This is a genomic window from Modestobacter muralis (assembly GCF_010682105.1).
Taxonomy (GTDB): domain Bacteria; phylum Actinomycetota; class Actinomycetes; order Mycobacteriales; family Geodermatophilaceae; genus Modestobacter; species Modestobacter muralis.
The window spans coordinates 151,214-170,552 of the sequence record NZ_JAAGWH010000033.1 but is presented as its reverse complement, the minus strand read 5'-3'; the positions used below and the strand labels follow the sequence as shown (position 1 = coordinate 170,552).

21 protein-coding genes are annotated in these 19,339 nt (G+C 72.8%); 10 read left to right on the top strand and 11 right to left on the bottom strand.

The window, feature by feature from the left end:
- Window positions 1-168: 168 nt before the first annotated feature.
- The 5 genes from GCU67_RS12600 to GCU67_RS12580 form a co-directional block, all read right to left on the bottom strand.
- On the bottom strand, window positions 169-1,233 hold the full coding sequence (locus GCU67_RS12600; protein WP_163611552.1) for an ABC transporter ATP-binding protein: 1,065 nt from the start codon (window positions 1,231-1,233) through the stop codon (window positions 169-171).
- Window positions 1,230-2,534 (bottom strand): ABC transporter ATP-binding protein, encoded by a 1,305-nt coding sequence (locus GCU67_RS12595; protein WP_163611551.1) that lies wholly within the window; start codon window positions 2,532-2,534, stop codon window positions 1,230-1,232. The genes GCU67_RS12600 and GCU67_RS12595 overlap by 4 nt, the downstream gene beginning before the upstream one ends.
- 21 nt (window positions 2,535-2,555) lie before the next feature.
- The gene (locus GCU67_RS12590; protein WP_163611550.1) at window positions 2,556-3,521 is read right to left on the bottom strand and encodes an ABC transporter permease; all 966 of its coding nucleotides are present in this window, start codon (window positions 3,519-3,521) and stop codon (window positions 2,556-2,558) included.
- Between the two features lie 44 nt (window positions 3,522-3,565).
- Entirely contained in the window at window positions 3,566-4,555 is a 990-nt protein-coding gene (locus tag GCU67_RS12585) for an ABC transporter permease (protein ID WP_163611549.1), read from the bottom strand.
- A gap of 282 nt (window positions 4,556-4,837) precedes the next feature.
- Window positions 4,838-6,565 (bottom strand): ABC transporter substrate-binding protein, encoded by a 1,728-nt coding sequence (locus GCU67_RS12580; protein WP_163611548.1) that lies wholly within the window; start codon window positions 6,563-6,565, stop codon window positions 4,838-4,840.
- Window positions 6,566-6,941: 376 nt separating this feature from the next.
- On the opposite strand from GCU67_RS12580, the gene GCU67_RS12575 reads away from it, so the two are divergent.
- From GCU67_RS12575 to GCU67_RS22845, 3 genes are all read left to right on the top strand, one after another.
- Window positions 6,942-7,112, top strand: a complete 171-nt coding sequence (locus tag GCU67_RS12575) for a CsbD family protein (RefSeq protein ID WP_163611547.1) — start codon at window positions 6,942-6,944, stop codon at window positions 7,110-7,112.
- Between the two features lie 130 nt (window positions 7,113-7,242).
- On the top strand, window positions 7,243-8,742 hold the full coding sequence (locus GCU67_RS12570; protein ID WP_246215021.1) for a TldD/PmbA family protein: 1,500 nt from the start codon (window positions 7,243-7,245) through the stop codon (window positions 8,740-8,742).
- Window positions 8,739-10,094: a metallopeptidase TldD-related protein gene (locus GCU67_RS22845; RefSeq protein WP_163611546.1), complete on the top strand. Its 1,356-nt coding sequence runs from the start codon at window positions 8,739-8,741 to the stop codon at window positions 10,092-10,094. The genes GCU67_RS12570 and GCU67_RS22845 overlap by 4 nt, the downstream gene beginning before the upstream one ends.
- Before the next feature lie 6 nt (window positions 10,095-10,100).
- Here GCU67_RS22845 and GCU67_RS12560 read toward each other — a convergent pair whose 3' ends face one another.
- Window positions 10,101-10,586 carry an RrF2 family transcriptional regulator gene (locus tag GCU67_RS12560; RefSeq protein ID WP_211661250.1) on the bottom strand — a complete coding sequence of 162 codons (486 nt, stop codon included), beginning with the start codon at window positions 10,584-10,586 and terminating at the stop codon, window positions 10,101-10,103.
- Between the two features lie 27 nt (window positions 10,587-10,613).
- Between GCU67_RS12560 and GCU67_RS21360 the strand changes: the two genes are divergently transcribed.
- From GCU67_RS21360 to GCU67_RS12540, 5 genes are all read left to right on the top strand, one after another.
- On the top strand, window positions 10,614-11,342 hold the full coding sequence (locus GCU67_RS21360; RefSeq protein ID WP_163611544.1) for an NUDIX domain-containing protein: 729 nt from the start codon (window positions 10,614-10,616) through the stop codon (window positions 11,340-11,342).
- Window positions 11,343-11,553: 211 nt separating this feature from the next.
- On the top strand, window positions 11,554-13,227 hold the full coding sequence (locus GCU67_RS12550; protein WP_338104972.1) for a nitrite/sulfite reductase: 1,674 nt from the start codon (window positions 11,554-11,556) through the stop codon (window positions 13,225-13,227).
- Complete coding sequence (locus GCU67_RS21355) at window positions 13,224-13,394, top strand: Insertion element protein (protein ID WP_163611542.1); 171 nt, start codon at window positions 13,224-13,226, stop codon at window positions 13,392-13,394. Before GCU67_RS12550 ends, GCU67_RS21355 begins: the two co-directional genes overlap by 4 nt.
- Window positions 13,391-14,104, top strand: a complete 714-nt coding sequence (locus tag GCU67_RS12545) for a phosphoadenylyl-sulfate reductase (protein WP_163611541.1) — start codon at window positions 13,391-13,393, stop codon at window positions 14,102-14,104. The genes GCU67_RS21355 and GCU67_RS12545 overlap by 4 nt, the downstream gene beginning before the upstream one ends.
- 48 nt (window positions 14,105-14,152) lie before the next feature.
- Window positions 14,153-14,467, top strand: a complete 315-nt coding sequence (locus tag GCU67_RS12540) for a 4a-hydroxytetrahydrobiopterin dehydratase (protein WP_163611540.1) — start codon at window positions 14,153-14,155, stop codon at window positions 14,465-14,467.
- Here the strand turns inward: GCU67_RS12540 and GCU67_RS12535 are convergent.
- Window positions 14,440-14,829, bottom strand: a complete 390-nt coding sequence (locus GCU67_RS12535; RefSeq protein ID WP_163611539.1) for a VOC family protein — start codon at window positions 14,827-14,829, stop codon at window positions 14,440-14,442. The two genes, GCU67_RS12540 and GCU67_RS12535, sit on opposite strands and share 28 nt — an antisense overlap.
- 68 nt (window positions 14,830-14,897) lie before the next feature.
- Between GCU67_RS12535 and GCU67_RS12530 the strand changes: the two genes are divergently transcribed.
- Window positions 14,898-15,335, top strand: a complete 438-nt coding sequence (locus GCU67_RS12530) for a VOC family protein (RefSeq protein ID WP_163611538.1) — start codon at window positions 14,898-14,900, stop codon at window positions 15,333-15,335.
- 15 nt (window positions 15,336-15,350) lie between these two features.
- On the opposite strand, the gene GCU67_RS12525 is transcribed toward GCU67_RS12530, so the two are convergent.
- Both GCU67_RS12525 and GCU67_RS12520 read right to left on the bottom strand, forming a co-directional pair.
- Complete coding sequence (locus GCU67_RS12525; RefSeq protein WP_338104971.1) at window positions 15,351-15,740, bottom strand: DUF3037 domain-containing protein; 390 nt, start codon at window positions 15,738-15,740, stop codon at window positions 15,351-15,353.
- Window positions 15,737-16,594 carry a HipA family kinase gene (locus tag GCU67_RS12520; RefSeq protein WP_163611537.1) on the bottom strand — a complete coding sequence of 286 codons (858 nt, stop codon included), beginning with the start codon at window positions 16,592-16,594 and terminating at the stop codon, window positions 15,737-15,739. The genes GCU67_RS12525 and GCU67_RS12520 overlap by 4 nt, the downstream gene beginning before the upstream one ends.
- A gap of 43 nt (window positions 16,595-16,637) precedes the next feature.
- Between GCU67_RS12520 and GCU67_RS12515 the strand changes: the two genes are divergently transcribed.
- Window positions 16,638-17,189: a DUF1990 family protein gene (locus GCU67_RS12515; RefSeq protein ID WP_163611536.1), complete on the top strand. Its 552-nt coding sequence runs from the start codon at window positions 16,638-16,640 to the stop codon at window positions 17,187-17,189.
- 106 nt (window positions 17,190-17,295) lie between these two features.
- Here the strand turns inward: GCU67_RS12515 and GCU67_RS12510 are convergent, their stop codons facing one another.
- The gene (locus GCU67_RS12510) at window positions 17,296-18,186 is read right to left on the bottom strand and encodes a formate/nitrite transporter family protein (RefSeq protein ID WP_338104970.1); all 891 of its coding nucleotides are present in this window, start codon (window positions 18,184-18,186) and stop codon (window positions 17,296-17,298) included.
- Between the two features lie 93 nt (window positions 18,187-18,279).
- The gene (locus tag GCU67_RS12505; protein WP_163611535.1) at window positions 18,280-19,290 is read right to left on the bottom strand and encodes an ABC transporter substrate-binding protein; all 1,011 of its coding nucleotides are present in this window, start codon (window positions 19,288-19,290) and stop codon (window positions 18,280-18,282) included.
- Between the last annotated feature and the right edge of the window lie 49 nt (window positions 19,291-19,339).

Sequence of the window (19,339 nt, the reverse complement as noted above, 5' to 3'; positions counted from 1 at the left end):
CCGACGGAGGCGCGCACGGGAACCGGACGTCATGCCAGCCCGCGTCGCAGTACGCGAGCAGAGCGAGCTGTCGGATCCGAGCACGGACCCGGAGGGTCCTGCTCGGATCCGACGAAGCGGCTCAGCGCGAGCCGGGACGGCACCTGGCCGCGGTGTGATCCGGCAGGATCACAATATGGACTGAGTCTCGGCGTAGTGGCAGGCGTTGAGGTGGCCGGTGCCGCGGTCCTCGAGGGCCGGGTCGACGGTCATGCAGAGCTCTCGTTGGCCGTCGCTGAGCACGTTGGCGAACTTCTGGCAGCGGGTGCGGAACCGGCAGCCCGAGGGCGGGTTGGCCGGGCTGGGGACGTCGCCGGAGATGATGATCCGCTGGCGGGCGCGCTCGCGGCGGGGGTCGGGCAGCGGGATCGCGGAGAGCAGCGCCTGCGTGTACGGGTGCGCCGGGCGGCTGAAGAGCGTCTCCTGGTCGGCCACCTCGATGATCCGGCCCAGGTACATGACCGCGACCCGGTCGGAGATGTGCCGCACCACCGACAGGTCGTGGGCGATGAACAGGTAGCTGAGGTCCAGCTCCGACTTGAGGTCCTCGAGCAGGTTGATGACACCCGCCTGGATCGAGACGTCCAGCGCCGACACCGGCTCGTCCAGGACCAGCACCTTCGGCTGCAGGGCCAGCGCGCGGGCGATCCCGATGCGCTGCCGCTGACCGCCGGAGAAGTCAGCCGGGTAGCGGTTGGTGTGCTCGGGGTTGAGCCCGACGGTCTCCACCAGTTCGCGGACCCGGGCGCGGAGCTCCTTGTCGTCCTTGGTGAGCCCGTGGATCACCAGGGGCTCGGCGACGATGTCGAAGACAGGCAGCCGCGGGTTCAGCGAGGCGTAGGGATCCTGGAACACCAGTTGGATGTCCCGGCGCAACGGGCGCATCGCCTTGCGGTCCAGGCCGACGAGCTCGCGGCCCTGGAAGACCACCGACCCGGCGGTGGCCGGCTGCAGGTTCAGGATCGCCCGCCCGAGGGTGGACTTGCCGCAGCCGGACTCACCGACCAGGCCGAGCACCTCACCGGGGTAGAGATCGAGGTCCACGCCGTCCACGGCCCGGACCGCGCCGACCGTGCGCTTGATCAGCCCGCCGCCCTTGATCGGGAAGTGCTTCTCCAGCCCGCGGACGGAGAGGATCGGCTCACCGTGGCCGGTCACGCCGCCGCTGGCGTGCTCGGTGATGGCGGTGCTCATGCCCGGTCTCCGTTCGTGGGGCTCGTCGGGGAGCTGACCAGGCTGCCGGTGCCACCGGGCACCCCGGCACCGGGCTCGATCTGGTCGCCCGGCGGGGTGGCCGGTGCGGCGGCGTCCCGGCCGCCCTCGGCGGTCGCGAGGTCGGCCGGCATGGCGTCGGCGGCCAGCACCGAGTCCTCGGCGGTCTCGCTGAACACCTCGGCGGCGTCGCCGTGGGCACCGGCGACCTGCTCGGTGCGGATGCAGGCCGCGGTGTGGCCCGGACCCACCTGGAAGCGCTCGGGCTCGGCCTCGTCGCACTCGGCGATGTGCAGGGGGCAGCGCGGCGCGAACGGGCAGCCGGGCGGCATGTTGAGCAGCGAGGGCGGGGACCCGGTGATCGGGGTGAGCCGCTCGCGGGTGCTGGAGTCCACGCGGGGCAGGGAGCCCAGCAGCCCGAGCGTGTAGGGCATCCGGGGCTCGTAGTAGATGTCCTCGACACTTCCGATCTCCACCGGGCGGCCGGCGTACATGACCAGCACGCGGTCGGCGATGCCAGCGACGACACCGAGGTCGTGGGTGATCATGACCATCGCGGCGCCGGTCTCGCTCAGCGCGGTCTGCAGCACCTCGAGGATCTGGGCCTGCACGGTGACGTCCAGGGCGGTGGTCGGCTCGTCGGCGATGATCACCTCGGGCTGGTTGGCCATGGCGATGGCGATGACCACGCGCTGGCGCATGCCGCCGGAGAACTCGTGCGGGTACGAGTGCACCCGCTCGGCGGCGTTGGGGATGCCGACGAGCTCCAGCAGGTCGACCGCGCGGGCCTCGGCGGCCTTGGAGGACAGCGACCGGTCGTGGACGCGCAGCGTCTCCTGGATCTGCGCCCCGATCTTGTAGACCGGGTCCAGGGACGTCATCGGGTCCTGGAAGATCATCGACACGCCCTTGCCGCGGACCCGCGACAGGCTGCGGTCGTTCTGGCCGAGCAGCTCCTGGCCGCGGTACTTGACCGAGCCGGTGACCCGTGCGGCACCGGGCAGCAGCCCCATGACGGCGAGCGAGGTGACGGACTTGCCGGAGCCGGACTCACCGACGATGCCGAGCACCTCACCGGAGCGCAGCGTGTAGTCCACGCCACGGACGGCGTGGACCAGGCCGTCCTCGGTCGGGAAGCGGACGTTGAGGTCGGTGACCTGCAGCAGCGGCGCGGAGGCGTCGAAGCCGGCCAGGCTGGTGTTGCGGCTCTGCTTGCCCGGCGCCTGGCTCAGCGTCCCCGAGGAGGAGACGGCGGTGGCGCCGGTGGACCCGGGGGTGGACATGGGGGTCTCCGTCACTGTCTGTCAGGCCCGCACGCGGCGGCCGGAGGGGTCGAAGGCATCCCGGATCCCGTCGCCGATCAGGTTGATCGACAGCACGATGACCAGCAGGGTGATGCCCGGGAAGTAGAAGAGCCAAGGGCGGGTCGCGGCCGCCTGGACCCCGTCGGACACCAGGCGGCCCAGCGACGTCTGGTTGGCCCCGTTGACACCGAAGCCCAGGTAGGTCAGCGACGCCTCGAGGATGATCGCGGTGGCCGCGGCGAGCGTCGTCCACACGATCAGCGAACCCAGCGCGTTCGGGATCAGGTGCTTGAAGATGATCCGTGAGTTCGAGGCACCCATGGCGTGCGCGGCCTCGACGTACTCCTTCTCGCGGAGCGAGAGGAACTGGCTGCGCACGATGCGGGCCAGGTCGAGCCAGCCGAACAGGCCCAGGATGATGCCGACGCCCAGAGGGGTGCGGGAGTTGGGGAAGTTGCTGGCCACGACGATCAGGACGACGAGCAGCGGCACGGTGAGGACCAGGTCGACGAAGCGCATGAGGAGCGAGTCGATCCACTTGCCGAAGTAACCGGCCAGCGCTCCCACCAGCAGGCCGATCGGCAGCGCGATGACGACGAAGAGCAGGACGATGAACAGCGACCGCTGCACGCCCTGCATGAGGCCGGCCAGCAGGTCGCGGCCGATCTCGTCGCTGCCGAACGGGTACCCCTGCTCCCCCGGACCCACCGACTGGGCGTTCCGGTTCTGCGTGGCGTACTCGGCGCCGTAGAGCAGCGGGCCGACGAAGCCGAAGAGGCACATCAGGACGAAGATGACCAGCCCGGTCATCCCCACCTTGTTGTGCAGGAAGCGGCGGAGGATCTGCTGACGCTGACTTCGGGCCTCGACACCGAACTCGCGGTCGACCCCGCCACCGACCGGACTGCCCGGCTCAGCGGGCAGCACCGACCCTGCGGTCGCCGTGGTGCCCTGGGTGGACGCCATGTCTGTTCTTCTCTCTCTCGTGCCGGGAGGCCGGTCGGGCGCCGTCAGGACAGGCGGATGCGGGGGTCGAGGACCGCGTACAGGACGTCGGCGATCAGGTTGAACAGCACGACGAAGAAGGCACTGATCAACAGCCAGCCCAGCACGACGTTGATGTCGTTGTCCCGGATGCCGCTCTCCAACAGGTAGCGCCCCATGCCGTTCCAGACGAACACCTGCTCGGTGATGACAGCACCGCCGAACAGCGTGCCGATGCCGAGCGCCACGACGGTGGTCAGCGGGATGAGGGCGTTCCGGAGGCCGTGCTTGACGACCGTCCGCCGGTACGTCAGGCCCTTGGCTCGGGCCAGCCGCATGTAGTCCGAACCGAGCACGTCCAGCATGGCCGAGCGCTGGAACCGGCTCCAGGCGGCGAACGAGAGCAGGGCGAGACTCACCGTCGGGAGCACCAGGTGGCCCAGCCGGTCGCTCCAGATCTCCGAGCCGCTGGCGTAGAGCTCGATGCCGGGCGTCTGCTCGCCGATGGTGTAGAGCACCTGGTCCCCGACGAGGTCGTTGATGCCGCCGGCCACGAACTCCTTCAGCAGGGCGGCGAACCAGAAGGTCGGCAGGGCGATCAGGAGGTACGCCAGGAACGTGAAGGCGTAGTCCGAGGCCCGGTACTGACGGACGGCGCCGATCACGCCGACGACGATCGCCAGCACGATGGCCAGCACCATGGCCAGGACGATCATCCGGCCGGTGACGGCGATGCGGCCGACCAGCTGGTCGGCGACCGGCGTGCCGTTGATCGTGTTGCCGAAGTCGCCCGTGAGGATGCCGGACAGCCAGCGCCAGTAGCGCACGAAGAACGGGTCGTTCAGGCCCAGCCCTTCCGCCACGTTGTCCAGGTACGCCTGGGTGGGCGGGGGCTGACGCTGCCGGAACTGGGCCAGCGGGTCGAAGCTCGCTGCGCAGAGTGCGAAGACCAGCAACGAGCTGGCCAGCAGCACGAGCACGGACGCGATCAGGCGCCGCACCACGAAGAAGAACATCAGTGCACCTTACGCCGGGAGCCGAGGTCCTCCGGCACGGAGGTTGCCTCGTGGGACGAGTTCGAGAGGGGTGTCACCGCGGCCGGGAGCGACGCCACGAGGGCAATGACGCGGACACCGGGACGACGCACGGACGACATCCGTGGGGCAGGCACACCGCAGCCCCCGGGCCGTGAGCTCCGGGGGCTGCGGATCGTGCGAGGAGCCGGTCGGGACCGACCGGTGCGACCGGCGGTTCAGCCGGTCACCCGGCGCCACTCGGGGAGTGGCGCCGGGGGTGGGTCACTGGGCCAGGGCCCACGACTCCGAGTTCCACAGCGGACCAGCCTGGCTCGAGTTGTCCTGGACGTTCTCGATGTTCGCCTGGTGCGCGATGAAGGTCGGCTTCTGGTACAGCGGCAGGGTGGCCAGCTGGTCCCAGAGGGCGGTGTCGACCTGGTTGGCCTTGGCCGCAGCCCCGGCCGGGTCCGGGTCGGACACCATCTGGGACAGCAGCTCGTCGATCTCCGGGGTCCCGGCGCGGGAGTAGTTCTGCCCCAGACCGTTGGCCGGCGAGTAGTAGATCGACTGGTTGGACGACACGAACGGGGTCGACACCCAGGCGAACAGCGCGGCCTGGAAGCCACCGGCCTCGAGGCTGGTCGGCTTGTCGGCACCGGCGAAGATGTCCGGGTTCGCGTTGAAGCTGGCCTCGATGCCGGCCTCCTTCAGCTGCGGGATCATGACCTCGATCGTGGTCTGCCGCAGCGGATTGTTCACCGTCGTGTCGATCTTGATGGACAGCCGGCCCTTGGTCGGGTGCGTGTAGACGCCGTCCGTGCCCAGCGTGTATCCGGCCTGCTCGATGAGCTGCTTGGCCTGGTCGGTGCTCTTGGTCTTGAACTCCTCCGGAGCGTTGTCCGCGTACTCCGGCTGGTTGTTCACGTACAGACGGTTGTCGAGCACCTGGGCGTCGTCCGAGAACTGGCCGACGGTCTGGGCCACGATCTCCTCGCGGTCCAGCGCCATGGCGAACGCCTTGCGGACGTTGGCGTCGGACAGGTGGACGTCAGAGGTGTTGAAGTCCAGGTGCTCGAACGACAGACCGAAGGTGATGGCCGACGTGACGTTCGGCTCGAGGCCCTCGACTTGGTCGACCAGGTCGAGCTGCGGCTGGGGGTAGATGACGCCCAGCTCCTGGTTCTGCAGACCCTGGACGGCGGTCGTGGGGTCGTTGCCGATGTTCTGGATGACCAGCTGGTCCAGAGCAGGGGCCTCGCCCCACCACTTGGGGTTCGGGGTGAGCACGACGACCTGGTTGCCCACGTCGATGCTCTCCTTCTTGACCTGCCACGGACCCGCGGAGATGTCGCCCACGATGCCGTCGGCGATCGCCCAGCCGGCGGTGGTGGTCTCACAGCGTGCAGCCGCGTCCTCGTTGGCCATCAGGTGGGCCGGGAGGAAGGTGCTGAACAGGGACTGCCAGTCGGCGTAGGGCTCCTCGTAGGTGACCGTGACGGTCTTGCCGTCGTCGGAACCCTCGACCGAGGCGATGTTGGCGTAGCCGTTGGTCGACAGGACGCTCTCGCAGCCACCGTCGGCCGGGTCCGCACTGCGGTTGGCCTCCCAGGTGAACTCGAAGTCGTCGGCGCTGATCGGGGTGTCGTCGCTCCACACCGCGGCCGGGTTGATCTTGTAGACGTTCACCTGCTGGCCGGTGCTCTGGTCGAGCGTCGGCTCCTCGGCCAGGACGTTCTCGTCCCAGGTGACGTTCAGGTCGGCGTCGACGTTGAACGCCGACGGGAGGACCCGACCGATGACGGTCTGGGTCGACGTGGCGTTGCCCGCCGCGATGAACGGGAACAGGTTCTCCGGGAAGTCCGTCGCCTCGCCGTAGACGACGCGGCCACCGCTGGCCTCGCCACCACCGCCGCTGCTCTCACTGTCGTCGCCGCCACCACAGGCCGTCAGCGCCATCGCACCGGTGAGCCCGGTCGCGATGAGCACTGCACTGCGCTTGCTCAACTTCACGTTCGACTGCCTCCTCGACCCGCGGGACCGCGGGGGGACGTTCAGGTCTGACCGACCCGGGATCGCCGGGCGGACTGGGCTGGACTCGCATGAACGCCACCTGTCGTACAGCTTTCGGAACGCTGTCGGACAGGGGCGACGGGCGAACACTAGGCAGACCCGGAAGAGTGAGTCCACGACCGTCACCTTTTTGTGACCTCGGCTCACGAACCCGTCCAGAGCCCGAAACACGACGGACACGCACGGCGCACAGCGGGCCCCACCGGCCGCGCCGCGCGTGTCCCGGCAGACCTCCCGGCGCGGCGTCCGGCGGGGTGTGCGCGCGTCGGTCCGGGGGTAGTCAGGTGTCGACAACCGCCCAGCCCGAGGAGGACGCATGAGCGCCGTGGACAAGATGAAGAACAAGGCCCAGGAGCTGTCCGGCCAGGGCAAGGAGGCCGTGGGCGACGCGACCGACAACCGCGACCTGCAGGCCGAGGGCCAGAAGGACCAGGCCGCCGGCAACGTCAAGCAGGCCGGCGAGAAGGTCAAGGACGTCTTCAAGTGAGCCACGGCGGTCGCTGAGACCGCCTGCCGAGAGCGCCGTCCCCGGAACGCCGGGGACGGCGCTCTCGTGCGTCCGGGGGCCTGCCGCCAGGCCTTGTGCACCCACCCACCGGGGCGCAGGATGGACGGCGATGATGAGCTCCGCTAACGAGATCGGCGCCACCCCCGCTGCCGTGGAGGCCGCCGCCTTCGACGCGGCCACCGCCGCCGTGCAGGCCGCGCTCGCCGCGGGTGCGCGCTACGCCGACGCGCGAGTGGTGGACCGCCGGCACGAGTCGATGACCGCCCGCGACGGCGACGTCCGGACGCTGGACCAGACGGCCTCGGTCGGGCTGGGCGTCCGCGCCCTGGTCGGCAGCTCGTGGGGCTTCGCCGCTCTCGGCGACCCGGCCGGGGACGCCGAGGCGCGGGCCACCGGCGCCCGGGCCACCGCCATCGCGCGGGCCTCGGCCGCCGTGCCCGGCCCGCCGATGGAGCTGGTCGGCGTCCCGGCGGTGCAGGGCGGCTGGTCCAGCGAGTGCCTCGAGGACCCCTTCGCCGTCCCGCTAGCGGAGAAGGCCGCGCTCCTCACCGGGGTCACCGCGACGATGAAGGCGGCGGGCGTGGCGGTCGCCGAGGCGCTCCACCAGGCCTGGGACACCCGCACCGCGTTCGTCTCCAGCGAGGGTGCCCGGATCGGCCAGCACGTCGTCGAGACCGGCGCGGGCATGCACTGTCTGACCCTGGGCGACGGGGAGACCCAGCGCCGGTCGTACCCCGCCTTCCGCGGCCAGTACGGCACCCGGGGCTGGGAGCTGGTGCGCGAGATCGACCTGCCCGCGCACGCCGACCGGATCGCCGCGGAGTGCCAGGAGCTGCTCACCGCGCCGCAGTGCCCCTCCGGGGACACCACGCTGATCCTGGGCGGGGAGCAGATGTCGCTGCAGGTCCACGAGTCGGTGGGGCACGCCATCGAGCTCGACCGCATCCTCGGCTGGGAGGCCGCCTTCGCCGGCACATCCTGGCTGGACCTGTCCCAGCTGGGCTCGCTGCGCTTCGGCTCGGAGCTGATGAACATCACCATCGACCCGACCATCCCCGGCGCGCTGGGCTCCTTCGGCTTCGACGACGAGGGCACCCCGGCGACCGCGCGGGACGCCGTCCGCGACGGGATCTGGGTCGGCGTGCTGGCCGGGCGCGACTCGGCCGCGGTGGCGGGGCTCCCCTACGCCGGCTCCGTGCGCGCCGACGGCTGGGCGCGGCTGCCCATGGTGCGGATGACCAACGTCGGCCTGGAGCCCGGGCCGCACACGCTGGAGGAGATGGTGGCCGCCACCGACGGCGGGGTGCTGATGGAGCACAACCGCTCCTGGTCGATCGACGACCGGCGGCTCAACTTCCAGTTCGGCTGCGAGATCGGCTGGGAGGTCAAGGACGGGCAGCGCGGACGGATGCTGAAGAACCCCTCCTACACCGGCATCGGTCCGCGGTTCTGGCAGTCGCTGGACATGCTCGGCGGCGCGGCACCCGGCGAGTGGCGGGCGTGGGGCACGCCCAACTGCGGCAAGGGACAACCCGGCCAGGTCGGGCACACCGGGCACGGCGCCGCGCCGGCCCGCTTCTCCGGCGTCCGGGTGGGGGTGCGCGGGTGACCGCCGACCTCGACGGGCTCGCCACGGCGGTCCTCGACCAGGTCCGCGCGCAGGCCGGGCCGGACGCGCAGGCGACCGTGCGCGTCGAGCAGGCCGCGCTCGCGCTGACCCGGTTCGCCGACTCCGCGATCCACCAGAACGTCGCCGACGAGCGGGTCACGGTGCACCTGCAGCTGACCGTGGACGGCGGCCGGACGGCGACGGCAGCGACCACCCGCAGCCGCCCCGGCGCGCTCGCCGACCTGGTCGCCGCGACCCTGGCCGCGGCGCGACTGCGGCCCCGCGACCCGGACTGGCCGGGACTCGGCACACCCGCGCCGCTGACGTCGGCCGGCTCGTTCGACCCGGCGACCGCCGAGGCATCCCCCGCCGAGCGCGCGGCCGGCGTGGCCGCGTTCGTCGAGGCCGCCGGCGGGCTGAGCACCGCGGGCTTCGTGCAGACCGCGTCGCTGACCACCGTGCTGGCCGACACCGCCGGCCGGCACCTGCGCGGCGCGACCACCTCGGCGACCGGCGACGGCATCGCCCGGCTCAGCGGCGCCGACGGCGTGGCCCGCGCGATGACCGGGCGGCTGGCCGACCTCGACTGTGCCGCCCTCGGTGCCCGGGCCGCGACGAAGGCCCGCGCCGGCGTGGACGGCGTCCCCGTGGACCCGGGCGTGTACCCGGTGGTGCTGGAGGCGGCCGCGGTGACCGACCTGGTCGCCGGGCTGGTGTCGGGTCAGTTCAACGGCAAGGCCGTCGTCGACGGGACGTCGGGGCTGCGGCTGGGCGAGCAGCAGTTCGACCCCGCGGTCACCCTGGTCGACGACCCGCACACCGGCGTCGGGCTGCCGTTCGACAGCGAGGGGACGCCGACCGGGCGCACCGAGCTGGTGCGCGACGGCGTCCCGGTGGGCCTGACCACCGACCGGCGGGTGGCCGCTGCCCTGGGGCGGACGTCGTCCGGGCACGGCTCGGACGTCGGCTCGACGTGGGGCCCGGTGGCCGGTGACCCGGCGCTGTCGGCCGGTGCCGGCGGCACGGTCGACGAGCTGGTCGCGGGGTTGGACCGTGGGCTGCTGGTCAGCGACCTCTGGTACACCCGCGCCGTCGACCCCAAGCGGTCGGTGTGGACGGGGCTGACCCGCAACGGCGTCTGGCTGGTCGAGGGCGGTCAGGTGGTGGCCGCGGTGAGCACGCTGCGGTTCACCCAGTCCTACCTGGAGGCGCTGGCGCCGGGCGCGGTCACGGTCGGCTCCGTGGTCGAGGGGCAGCCCACCCGGCTGATGGGGCCGATGGGCCACAACCGGGTCGCGGTCCCCGCGCTGCGGCTGGCCGACTGGAACGTGACCGGCAACGCCGCCGGCTGAGCGAGGTCAGTCCTGGTCGGCGACGACGCCGAAGGAGCGCCAGGCGCTGTCGAGCTCGATCATCTCGGCGACCTCCGGGGGCATCCGGCCGGCGACGACGTCGGCCAGGGTGACGTTCTCCAGCACCCGGCGGTAGGCCTCCCGCGCGGCGACCCAGACCGAGGACAGCGGCGCCGCGGCCCCGGGGTACTCGACGTCCTCCGGGCGCTGGCCGTGCACCTCGGCGAGGAAGCCCTGCTCGACGCGCATCACCCGGGCGATGGAGACCTCCGACGGCGGCAGCGCCAGCCGGTACCCGCCCTCGCGGCCGCGCTGGCTGGTGACCAGCCGGGCGTGCTGCAGGTCGCCGAGGATGGCCTGCAGGAAGCGCGCCGGGATGCCCTGCGCCTGCGCGATCCGGTCGGAGGTGAGGGAATCGGGGGCGACGGCGGCCAGCTCGACGGCTGCCCGCACCGCGTAGTCGACCCGGGCAGAGATGCGCACGCAGCCCATCCTGCCGTGTCTGGGAAGCTGACCCCCGTGTCGCAGCTGCGGTTCACCACTCTGGTGGACGCCCCGCTCACCGTCGCCTTCGACGTCGCCCGCGCGCTGGGGCGCCCCTGGGCCCACCCGCTGACCGAGGTGGTGTCCGAGCGACCCTGGCGCGACGAGTACACGGCGTCCTCCCGCGGCCGGCGCGTGGTGCACACCCGCACCTTCGAGGCCACCGCCGCCGGCACGCTCGTGCACGAGCTGGTCGACGGGGTCCCCCGCGGTCCGCTCGGGCGGCGTCGGTTCGCCCGGGCCATGGCCGCCCATGCCGACGCCCACGCCGCTGCGGCCGCCCGGCGGGCGCTGGACGTGACCCAGGTGGTGGGCGCGGCGCTGGTCGACGACCGGCGCCGGGTGCTGGTGGCCCAGCGCGGCACCGGCGGGCTGGCCGGGCTGTGGGAGTTCCCCGGCGGCAAGGTGGAGCGCGGCGAGTCCGACCTGTCGGCGCTGGTCCGGGAGTGCCGGGAGGAGCTGGGCGTCCTCATCACACCGGGGTCCTTCCTCGGCGAGGTCCCGCTGGACGGCGTGGTGGCCGGCGGCGCGCCGGGTGCCTCGACGCTGCGGGTGTGGTCGGGCCGGGTCACCGGCGGCGAGCTGGTCGCCCACGAGCACTCCGAGCTGCGCTGGCTGCCCGCCGACGAGCTGGAGGCGCTGGACTGGATCCCCGCCGACCGGCCCCTGCTGCCGGCCGTCCGGGCGCTGCTCGCCGCGCGCTGACCGGCGCCGGGCCGGGGTGTGGGACGATCGGGTCGTGACGGACTGCGGCGTTCCCCTCGTGGCGCGCCTGCACATCGACCTGGCGCGCGTCTGCAGCGCCGCCTGTCGCGCCGCGCGCTGACCCCGGCTCTGTTCTCTGCAGCCCTCCTCGCTGCACTCCCCCGGCCGCGTGGCGCACGTCCCGTGCGCAGCGCAGATGGAGACTCCTGACGTGTCCTCCCCCACCCGCAGCAGCAACCGGCCCGTCCGTGGACAGGGCCAGTGGGCGCTCGGCTACCGCGAGCCGCTGAACCCGAACGAGCGGATGAAGAAGGACTCCGACGGGCTCGAGGTGCGCCAGCGGATCATCGACATCTACTCCAAGGCCGGCTTCGACTCCATCGACCCCGGTGACCTGCGGGGCCGGATGCGCTGGTTCGGGCTGTACACCCAGCGCGCGCAGGGCATCCCCGGCGGCAAGACCGCCGTGCTGGAGCCCGAGGAGCTCGAGGACCGCTACTTCATGCTGCGCGCCCGCATCGACGGCGGGCAGCTGTCGTCGGACCAGCTCCGCGTGCTCGCCTCGATCAGCACCGACTTCGGCCGGGACGTCGCCGACGTCACCGACCGGCAGAACATCCAGTACCACTGGATCCGCATCGAGGACGTCCCGGAGATCTGGGACCGCCTGGAGTCCGTGGGCCTGTCGACCATGGAGGCGTGCGGTGACACCCCGCGCACCATGCTCAACTGCCCGCTGGCCGGGGTGCTCGCGGACGAGGTCATCGACGCCACCGGCGTGATCGCCGAGACGGTCGAGCAGTACGTGGGCAGCCCGGAGTTCTCCAACCTGCCGCGCAAGTTCAAGACCTCGATGTCCGGCTGCGTCGACCACTGCACCGGCCACGAGATCAACGACCTCTCCTTCGTCGGCGTCGTGAACGCCGACGGTGAGGCCGGCTACGACGTGTGGGTGGGCGGCGGGCTGTCCACCAACCCGAAGCTGGCCGTGCGGCTCGGCGTCTTCGTCCGCCCCGACCAGGTCTCTGACGTGTGGGCCGGGGTCTGCTCGGTGTTCCGTGACTACGGCTACCGCCGCTCGCGGACCCAGGCCCGGCTGAAGTTCCTGCTCGCCGACTGGGGCCCGGAGAAGTTCCGCCAGGTGCTGCAGGACGAGTACCTGCACGAGCCGCTGCCCGACGGCCCGGCCCCCGCACCGGCCGCGCACGACCAGCGCGACCACGTCGGCGTCTCCAAGCAGCGCGACGGCCGCAACGTGCTGGGCTTCGCCCTGCGCACCGGCCGGGTCAGCGGCACCCTGCTCACCCAGGTCGCCGAGCTGGCCGACCGCTACGCGCAGGGCCGCATCCGGACGACGGCGCAGCAGAAGCTGGCGATCCTCGACGTCGCCGACGACCAGGTGGAGCCGCTGATCGCCGAGCTGGACGCCCTGGACCTGCAGGTGCGCCCCAGTGCGTTCCGCCGCGGCACCATGGCCTGCACCGGCCTGGAGTTCTGCAAGCTCGCGATCGTGGAGACCAAGGCCCACGCCCAGGAGCTGTTCACCGAGCTCGAGGCCCGGCTGCCGGACTTCGACGAGCCGATCGCGATCAACGTCAACGGCTGCCCCAACGCCTGCGCCCGGTTCCAGACCGCCGACATCGGCTTCAAGGGCATGATCGTCACCAACGCCGCCGGCGAGAGCGTCGAGGGGTTCCAGGTGCACCTGGGCGGCCACCTCGGCATCGAGGCGACCTTCGGCCGCAAGCTGCGCGCCCACAAGATCACCAAGGACGAGACCGCGGACTACTGCGAGCGGGTGCTGCGCGGGTTCACGGAGCGGCGCACCGAGGGCGAGCGGTTCGCCGCCTACGTGGCCCGGGCCGAGGACGACTGGCTGCGGTGAGCCAGACCCCGCCGGGAAGGACCCGGCAGCTGCCGGTGTTCCACTGCCCGTACTGCGGGGAGGAAGACCTGATCCCGCACGGCGAGGACCCGGACGGCTGGCGCTGCGGCGCCTGCCTGCGGAGCTTCACCGTCCACCTGACCGGAACGGGGGTCCAGCGCCCATGACGACTGCGATCGCGACACCGACGCCCGAGCTCGCCGCGCAGGCCGACGCCCGGTTCGAGGGCATCGCCGACCCGGTCGAGCAGGCGCTGGCCGTGCTCACCTGGGCCGGGGAGACGTTCGGCGACTCCTTCGCCATCACCTCCTCGATGGCCGACGGGCTGCTGGCGCACCTGGCCGGCCGCGCCGTCCCCGGGGTGAACGTGGTGTTCCTGGAGACCGGCTACCACTTCGCCGAGACCATCGGCACCCGCGACTGGATCAGCAGCGTCCTGCCGATCACCGTGCACAGCATCATGCCCAGCCAGACCGTGGCCGAGCAGGACGCCGAGCACGGCCCGCGGCTGTACGAGCGCGACCCCGACCTGTGCTGCTCCCTGCGCAAGGTGCAGCCGCTGGCCGCCGCGCTCGCCGGCTACACCGCCTGGGGCTCCGGCGTGCGCCGCGACGAGTCGGCCAGCCGCACCGGCACCAAGGTCGTCGACTGGGACGCCAAGCGCGGCATGGTGAAGGTCAACCCGCTCGCCGCCTGGACCCAGGACGACGTGGACGCCTACATCACCGAACACCAGGTGCCGGTCAACCCGCTGGCCGAGATCGGGTACGCCTCCATCGGCTGCGCGCCGTGCACCCGCCCCGTCGCCCCCGGCGAGGACCCCCGCGCCGGCCGCTGGGCCGGAAAGAACAAGGTGGAGTGCGGGCTCCACACCTGAGGAAGGTCGAAGGACCCTGGGACGAGGCCGAGACGGCAGGATCGGGGCATGGCACGCACCCCGCTGACGCCCGAGGACCTCGCCGACGCACTGACGGAGCTGCACGACTGGACCGGTGACGTGCACGGCATCCACCGCCGGACCCAGGGCATCGACTTCCGCGCCGCCGCCGCGCACGTGCTGGCGCTGGCCGATGTCGCCGACGCCCTCGACCACCACCCCGACGTCGAGATCAGCTACGGCACCCTCACCGTGCACCTGCTGACCCACTCCGTCGACGCGGTCACCGAGCTCGACGTCGAGTTCGCCCGCCGGGCCGACGAACTGCTCGCCGCTCAGTCCGTCGGGCTCGACGGGGCGTAGAGGTCGACCGCGTACCCGTCGGGGTCGGCGACCGTGGCGTAGCGCTGGCCCCAGGGCGCGTCCCACGGCTCCATCAGCACGGTGTGCCCCGCGGTGGCGACCCGGGCTGCCACCGCGTCGACCTCGGCCGGGTCGGCGCACCGGACGGCGAACGCCGAGCCGGTACCCGGCCGTGGCGCCTCCCCCAGCAGCTCGGTGAGCATCTCGACCGAGTCGATCATCAACTGGGCGCCCCGGCCGGGCGCGGTCTCCACGTGCTGCTCACCGTCCTCGACGGGCGGGAAGGTGAAGCCGAGCAGCTCGTAGAAGGCGACGGCCCGGCGCAGGTCGGTGGCGCTCACGCTCACCGCGGAGATCTCCATGCGCGGAGTCCTACCGGAGGCGTCCGACACCTCCCGTCCTGTCGGTGTCCAGCGGCACACTGCCCCGCATGCGACCCGTGCAGATCGTCTTCGACGCCCAGGACCCCGGGCGGCTGGCCGCCTTCTGGGCCGCCGCGCTGGCCGACCGCGGCTACCGCGTGCCCGGTCCACCCGACGGCGCGGCCGACTGGCCCAGCTGGCTGGCCGCCCGCGGCGTGCCGGAGGACCAGTGGAACTCCGCCTCCGCCGTGGAGAGCACCGACCCGGCCCAGCCGAGGCTGTTCTTCCAGCGGGTTCCCGAGCCCAAGACGGTCAAGAACCGGGTGCACATCGACCTGCAGGCCGGCGGCGGGCCGTCGGTGCCGCCCGCCGAGCAGCGGGAGCGGATCGCCGCAGCCGTCGACCGGCTCACCGCCCTGGGCGCGGCCTTCGTCGAGAACCGGTCGGGCATGGGCACCTCCTGGGCCGTGCTGACCGACCCGGAGGGCAACGAGTTCTGCACCTGAGCGGTGCGGGCCGGCTCAGTCGGTGACGGGCAGGACGAGCAGCTGCAGCAGGCGGTCGACCTCGGCGTCGGGGTCGGCGGTCAGGCCGGTGTGCACCGGGCCGGGCTGGACGACGGTGCTGCGCGGCGCGGTGAGCCAGCGGAACCGTGAGCCCAGCATCTCCCGGCCGGCAGCGCCCACGCCGACCTCGGCCGAGCAGACGTCGGCCGAGGCCTGCAGCGCGGCGGTGATCGCGACCGGGTCGGCGGTCGGGTCGAGGGCCCGCAGCCGGTCGACGTCCAGGTGCACCCGGGAGCCGAGGTAGTCGCGCTGCCGGCAGTAGACGAGGACGCCGGCGTTCAGCGACTCCCCCCGCTCGACCCGCGGCACCACCCGGAGCACGGCGTACTCGAAGGTCTCCCTCACCGCTGCGTCACGCCCTCCGGCGGCGGCGGCCCCAGCCAGGACGGCCGGTTCTGCCCACGCGGGGCACTCCCCCGGCCGGCGCCCCCGGCGGCTGCCGCGGCGACCACCCCGGGCAGCCAGGAGGCCCGGGCGTCGAGCCGGGCCAGCAGCTGGTCGACGTAGCGCGCGCGGACGGCGTCGGGGGCGTCGTCCGGGCTCGGACCCTCCAGCCACGCGTCGGGGACCTGGGCGAGCACGTCGGTGAGCAGCGGGCGGGTGACCAGCCGGCCGAGCGCGGCGTCGGCGGCCGGGACGTCGGGCGCGCACTCGATCAGCGCGTGCTGGACCGCGTCATAGGCGCGGGCCACCGCAGCCGCGGCGCCGGGCCAGTGGTGGTGGAAGGTCAGCGCGGCGCCGTGGTCGATGAGCTGCAGCCGGCGGTGCCAGAACAGCATGTTCGGGTTGCGCCACGAGCGGTCGACGTTGCCGATGAGGGCGTCGAACCACAGCACCCGCCCGGCCAGCTCCGGGTCGACCTGCGCCGCACCGGCCTCGAAGTCCAGCGCCCCGGGCAGGTAGTCCATGCCCAGGTTCGTCCCGGCGGAGTTGCGCAGCAGCTCCTGCACCTCGTAGTCCGGCTCCCCCACCGCGAGCTCGGGGACGACGTCGACGGTGACCAGCGCGGGCACCGGCAACGACAGCCGGCGGGCCAGCTCACCGCAGATGACCTCGGCGGCGAGCACCTTCACGCCCTGGCCGGCCGCCCGCCACTTGACCACGTAGGTGCCCAGGTCGTCGGCCTCCATCAGGCCGGGCAGCGAGCCACCCTCGCGGAGCGGGGTGACGTAGCGGGTGGCGGAGACGGCGGCGAGCACAGTGCCCGCGACCCTACCGGCTCACCGCGCGCAGACTGGGCCGGTGGGACTCCTCCGCCGCGCCACCGTCGCGCAGTACACCGACGCCCCCTTCACCTACGACGAGGTGGGCGGCACCCGCGACGGCGCGCTGCCCACCGGGTACGGCCTGGTCGAGCGCGACCACGTGGTGGGCTCCGGGCGGGGGGCGTTCGAGCGGGCAGCCGCGGCGGTGTTCCGCTGGGACGCCCAGCGCGGCGCCGGGCTGCGGATCCGCGCCGACGGGCCGGCCAGCACCGTCGGCACCGTCGTCCTGATGACCGCTGGGCTGCCGCGGCTGGGGCTGGACATCCCGTGCCGGGTGGTCTGGGTCGTCGACGAGCCCGACCGCCGCGGCTTCGCCTACGGCACACTGCCCGGGCACCCGGAGAGCGGCGAGGAGTCCTTCGTCGTCCGGCTGCGCCCCGACGGCGAGGTCGTCTACGAGCTGCGGGCCTTCTCCCGGCTGGCGACCCCGCTGGCCCGGCTGGGCGCACCGGTCAGCCGGCGCGTGCAGACCCTCGCGCTGGACCGCTACGTCGCCGCCGTCAGGAAGGCCGCACGACGGGGCTCGTGACGCGGCCCCCTCACAGAGCCCGCCGCGAGCTCGCGAGTGGGGGGGAGGCCCCCTCGCGGGGCCCCGCCGCGAGCCTGCGAGTGGTGGGGGGCGAGGGGGTCCTTCGTCAGTCCTCGCGCCGGTCGTCGCCGACGGCGACGCCGAGGGCCGGGTTGGCCCGTTCCTCGGCGATGGTGTGCGGTGACTGGAACAGCCGCAGCAGGGTGACCAGCACGACGCCGCCGACGACGTTGCCCGCCGCGGCCAGCCCGGCGGTCTGTGCCCACTGCACGTAGCCGAAGGGCGCGTCCCCGGTGTGCAGCGCCGTGAACATCAACAGCGAGTTGACGACCACGTGGTTGAGCTGCGCGCCGGCCAGCAGGAAGCCCGCGGTCACCGCCGGGACCAGCCGGATGCCGGTGGAGTCGGTGGAGTGCTGCATCCAGGTCATCAAGGTGATGACCACGCCGCCGATCACGGCCAGAGCGAAGGCCTTCACCCCCAGCCCGAGGTCGACGTAGAAGCTGCCGGCCTCGACGGCCGTCTCGGCGAACTGCGGGAAACCCGCCATCAGCAGCCAGGTGAACAGCCACCCGCCCACCAGGTTGGCCACCAGGGTGCCCACCCACAGACGCATCAGCATCCGGAACCGGGCCTGCCTGGCGATCACGGTGACCACCGGGACCAGGAAGTCCTCGGTGAACAGCTCGCTGCGGGCCAGGGTGAGCGCGATGAAGCCGATCGAGAAGGCCAGCCCGGCCAGCAGCTTGCTGTGCGTCTCGTGCTCCACGAAGAGCAGCGCCAGCACGCCGGTCCCGACGTCGATGCCGCCGAGCAGCCCGGTGGCCAGCAGCGGCCAGGTGCGCCGGGAGATGCGCCGGCGCCCCTCGTCGATGGCGCGGGTGACGGTCTCCTCGACCGGGGTCTCGGCGACCTCCGCGTTCCGCGCCGGGTCCGCCCCCACTCCCGGACGTGAACCGTCGCCGGACTCCGCGCTCTGCTCCCGGGCGTCAGTCACGATCACCGCCTACCCGGCGCACGGCGGGGCAACCCGGTGGCCGGCTGCGCCCCGTCCCGGTGCCGGTCACCGGCCGCGGGACGGGGCGGCCGCTCAGCTGAGCGGGGTGACCGTCGTGGCCGGGTCGCCGTCGGCGGCGGCGGCGAGCGCCGGCACGACCTCCTCGAGCAGGTAGGGCAGCGACAGCGGGCTGCCGAAGCCGAGCGCGGCGGAGACGTCGCCGTCGTAGCCGCCCAGCAGCACGGTGCGGCCGGAGGTGACGACGTCGAGGGCGGACAGCAGCGGGTCGGCCTCGGCCGCGGCCTGGTCGTAGCCGTTGACCGCGAGGACGTCGGTGTCGAGCAGGTCCATCCGCTCCTGGCTGACGTCGGTGCTGGCCTCGGGGACGGTGAAGCCGAGGCCGGTGAAGAACTGGGTGCGCAGGTCGTCGGCGCCGAGGGCGTAGTGGCCCGAGCCCACGCCGGTCAGGTCGACGGTGAGCTGCTTGCCGGCGAAGTCGGGGTGGGCGCTGACCGCCTCGTCGAACCGGCCCTCGACGTCGTCGACGAGCTGCTGGGCCTGCTCCTCGCGGCCCAGCGCCTCACCGGTGAGCAGCGTCTGCTCCTGCCACGGGGTGGCGCCGTCGGCGTGCTCGTCGGTCTGGGCGAGGGTCGGCGCGATCTTCGACAGCTGGTCGTACACCGCCTGGTCGATGTAGGAGTACACGCCGACGATCAGGTCGGGGTCCAGCGCGGCGATGGCCTCGATGTCGAGCTCCGTGCCGCCGACGGTCGGGATCTCCGCCCCGCCGAGCTGCTCCTGCGCCCACGGCCGCGCCGGGGCGTCGTAGTCCCCGATGAGGTCCCGCACGCCGACCGGGACCACGCCCAGGGCGAGGACGAAGTCCTCGTCGTTGAAGCCGACGGTGACCACCCGCTGCGGCTCGGCCGGGATCTCGGTAGTGCCGAACTTGTTCTCGATGCTGACCGGGAAGGCCGTCGAGGACGACGAGGCGGCGGCCGACGGTGCGGCCGCCGCCTCGTCGGAGCTGCCACCGCAGGCGGAGAGCCCGGTGGCGAGCGCCAGCGCGGCGAGGGGGACGGCGAGGCGGGACGGGCGGGACACGGGCAGGCTCCTCAAGATCAACGACGGACGAGCAGAGGTTAGCCTGCCC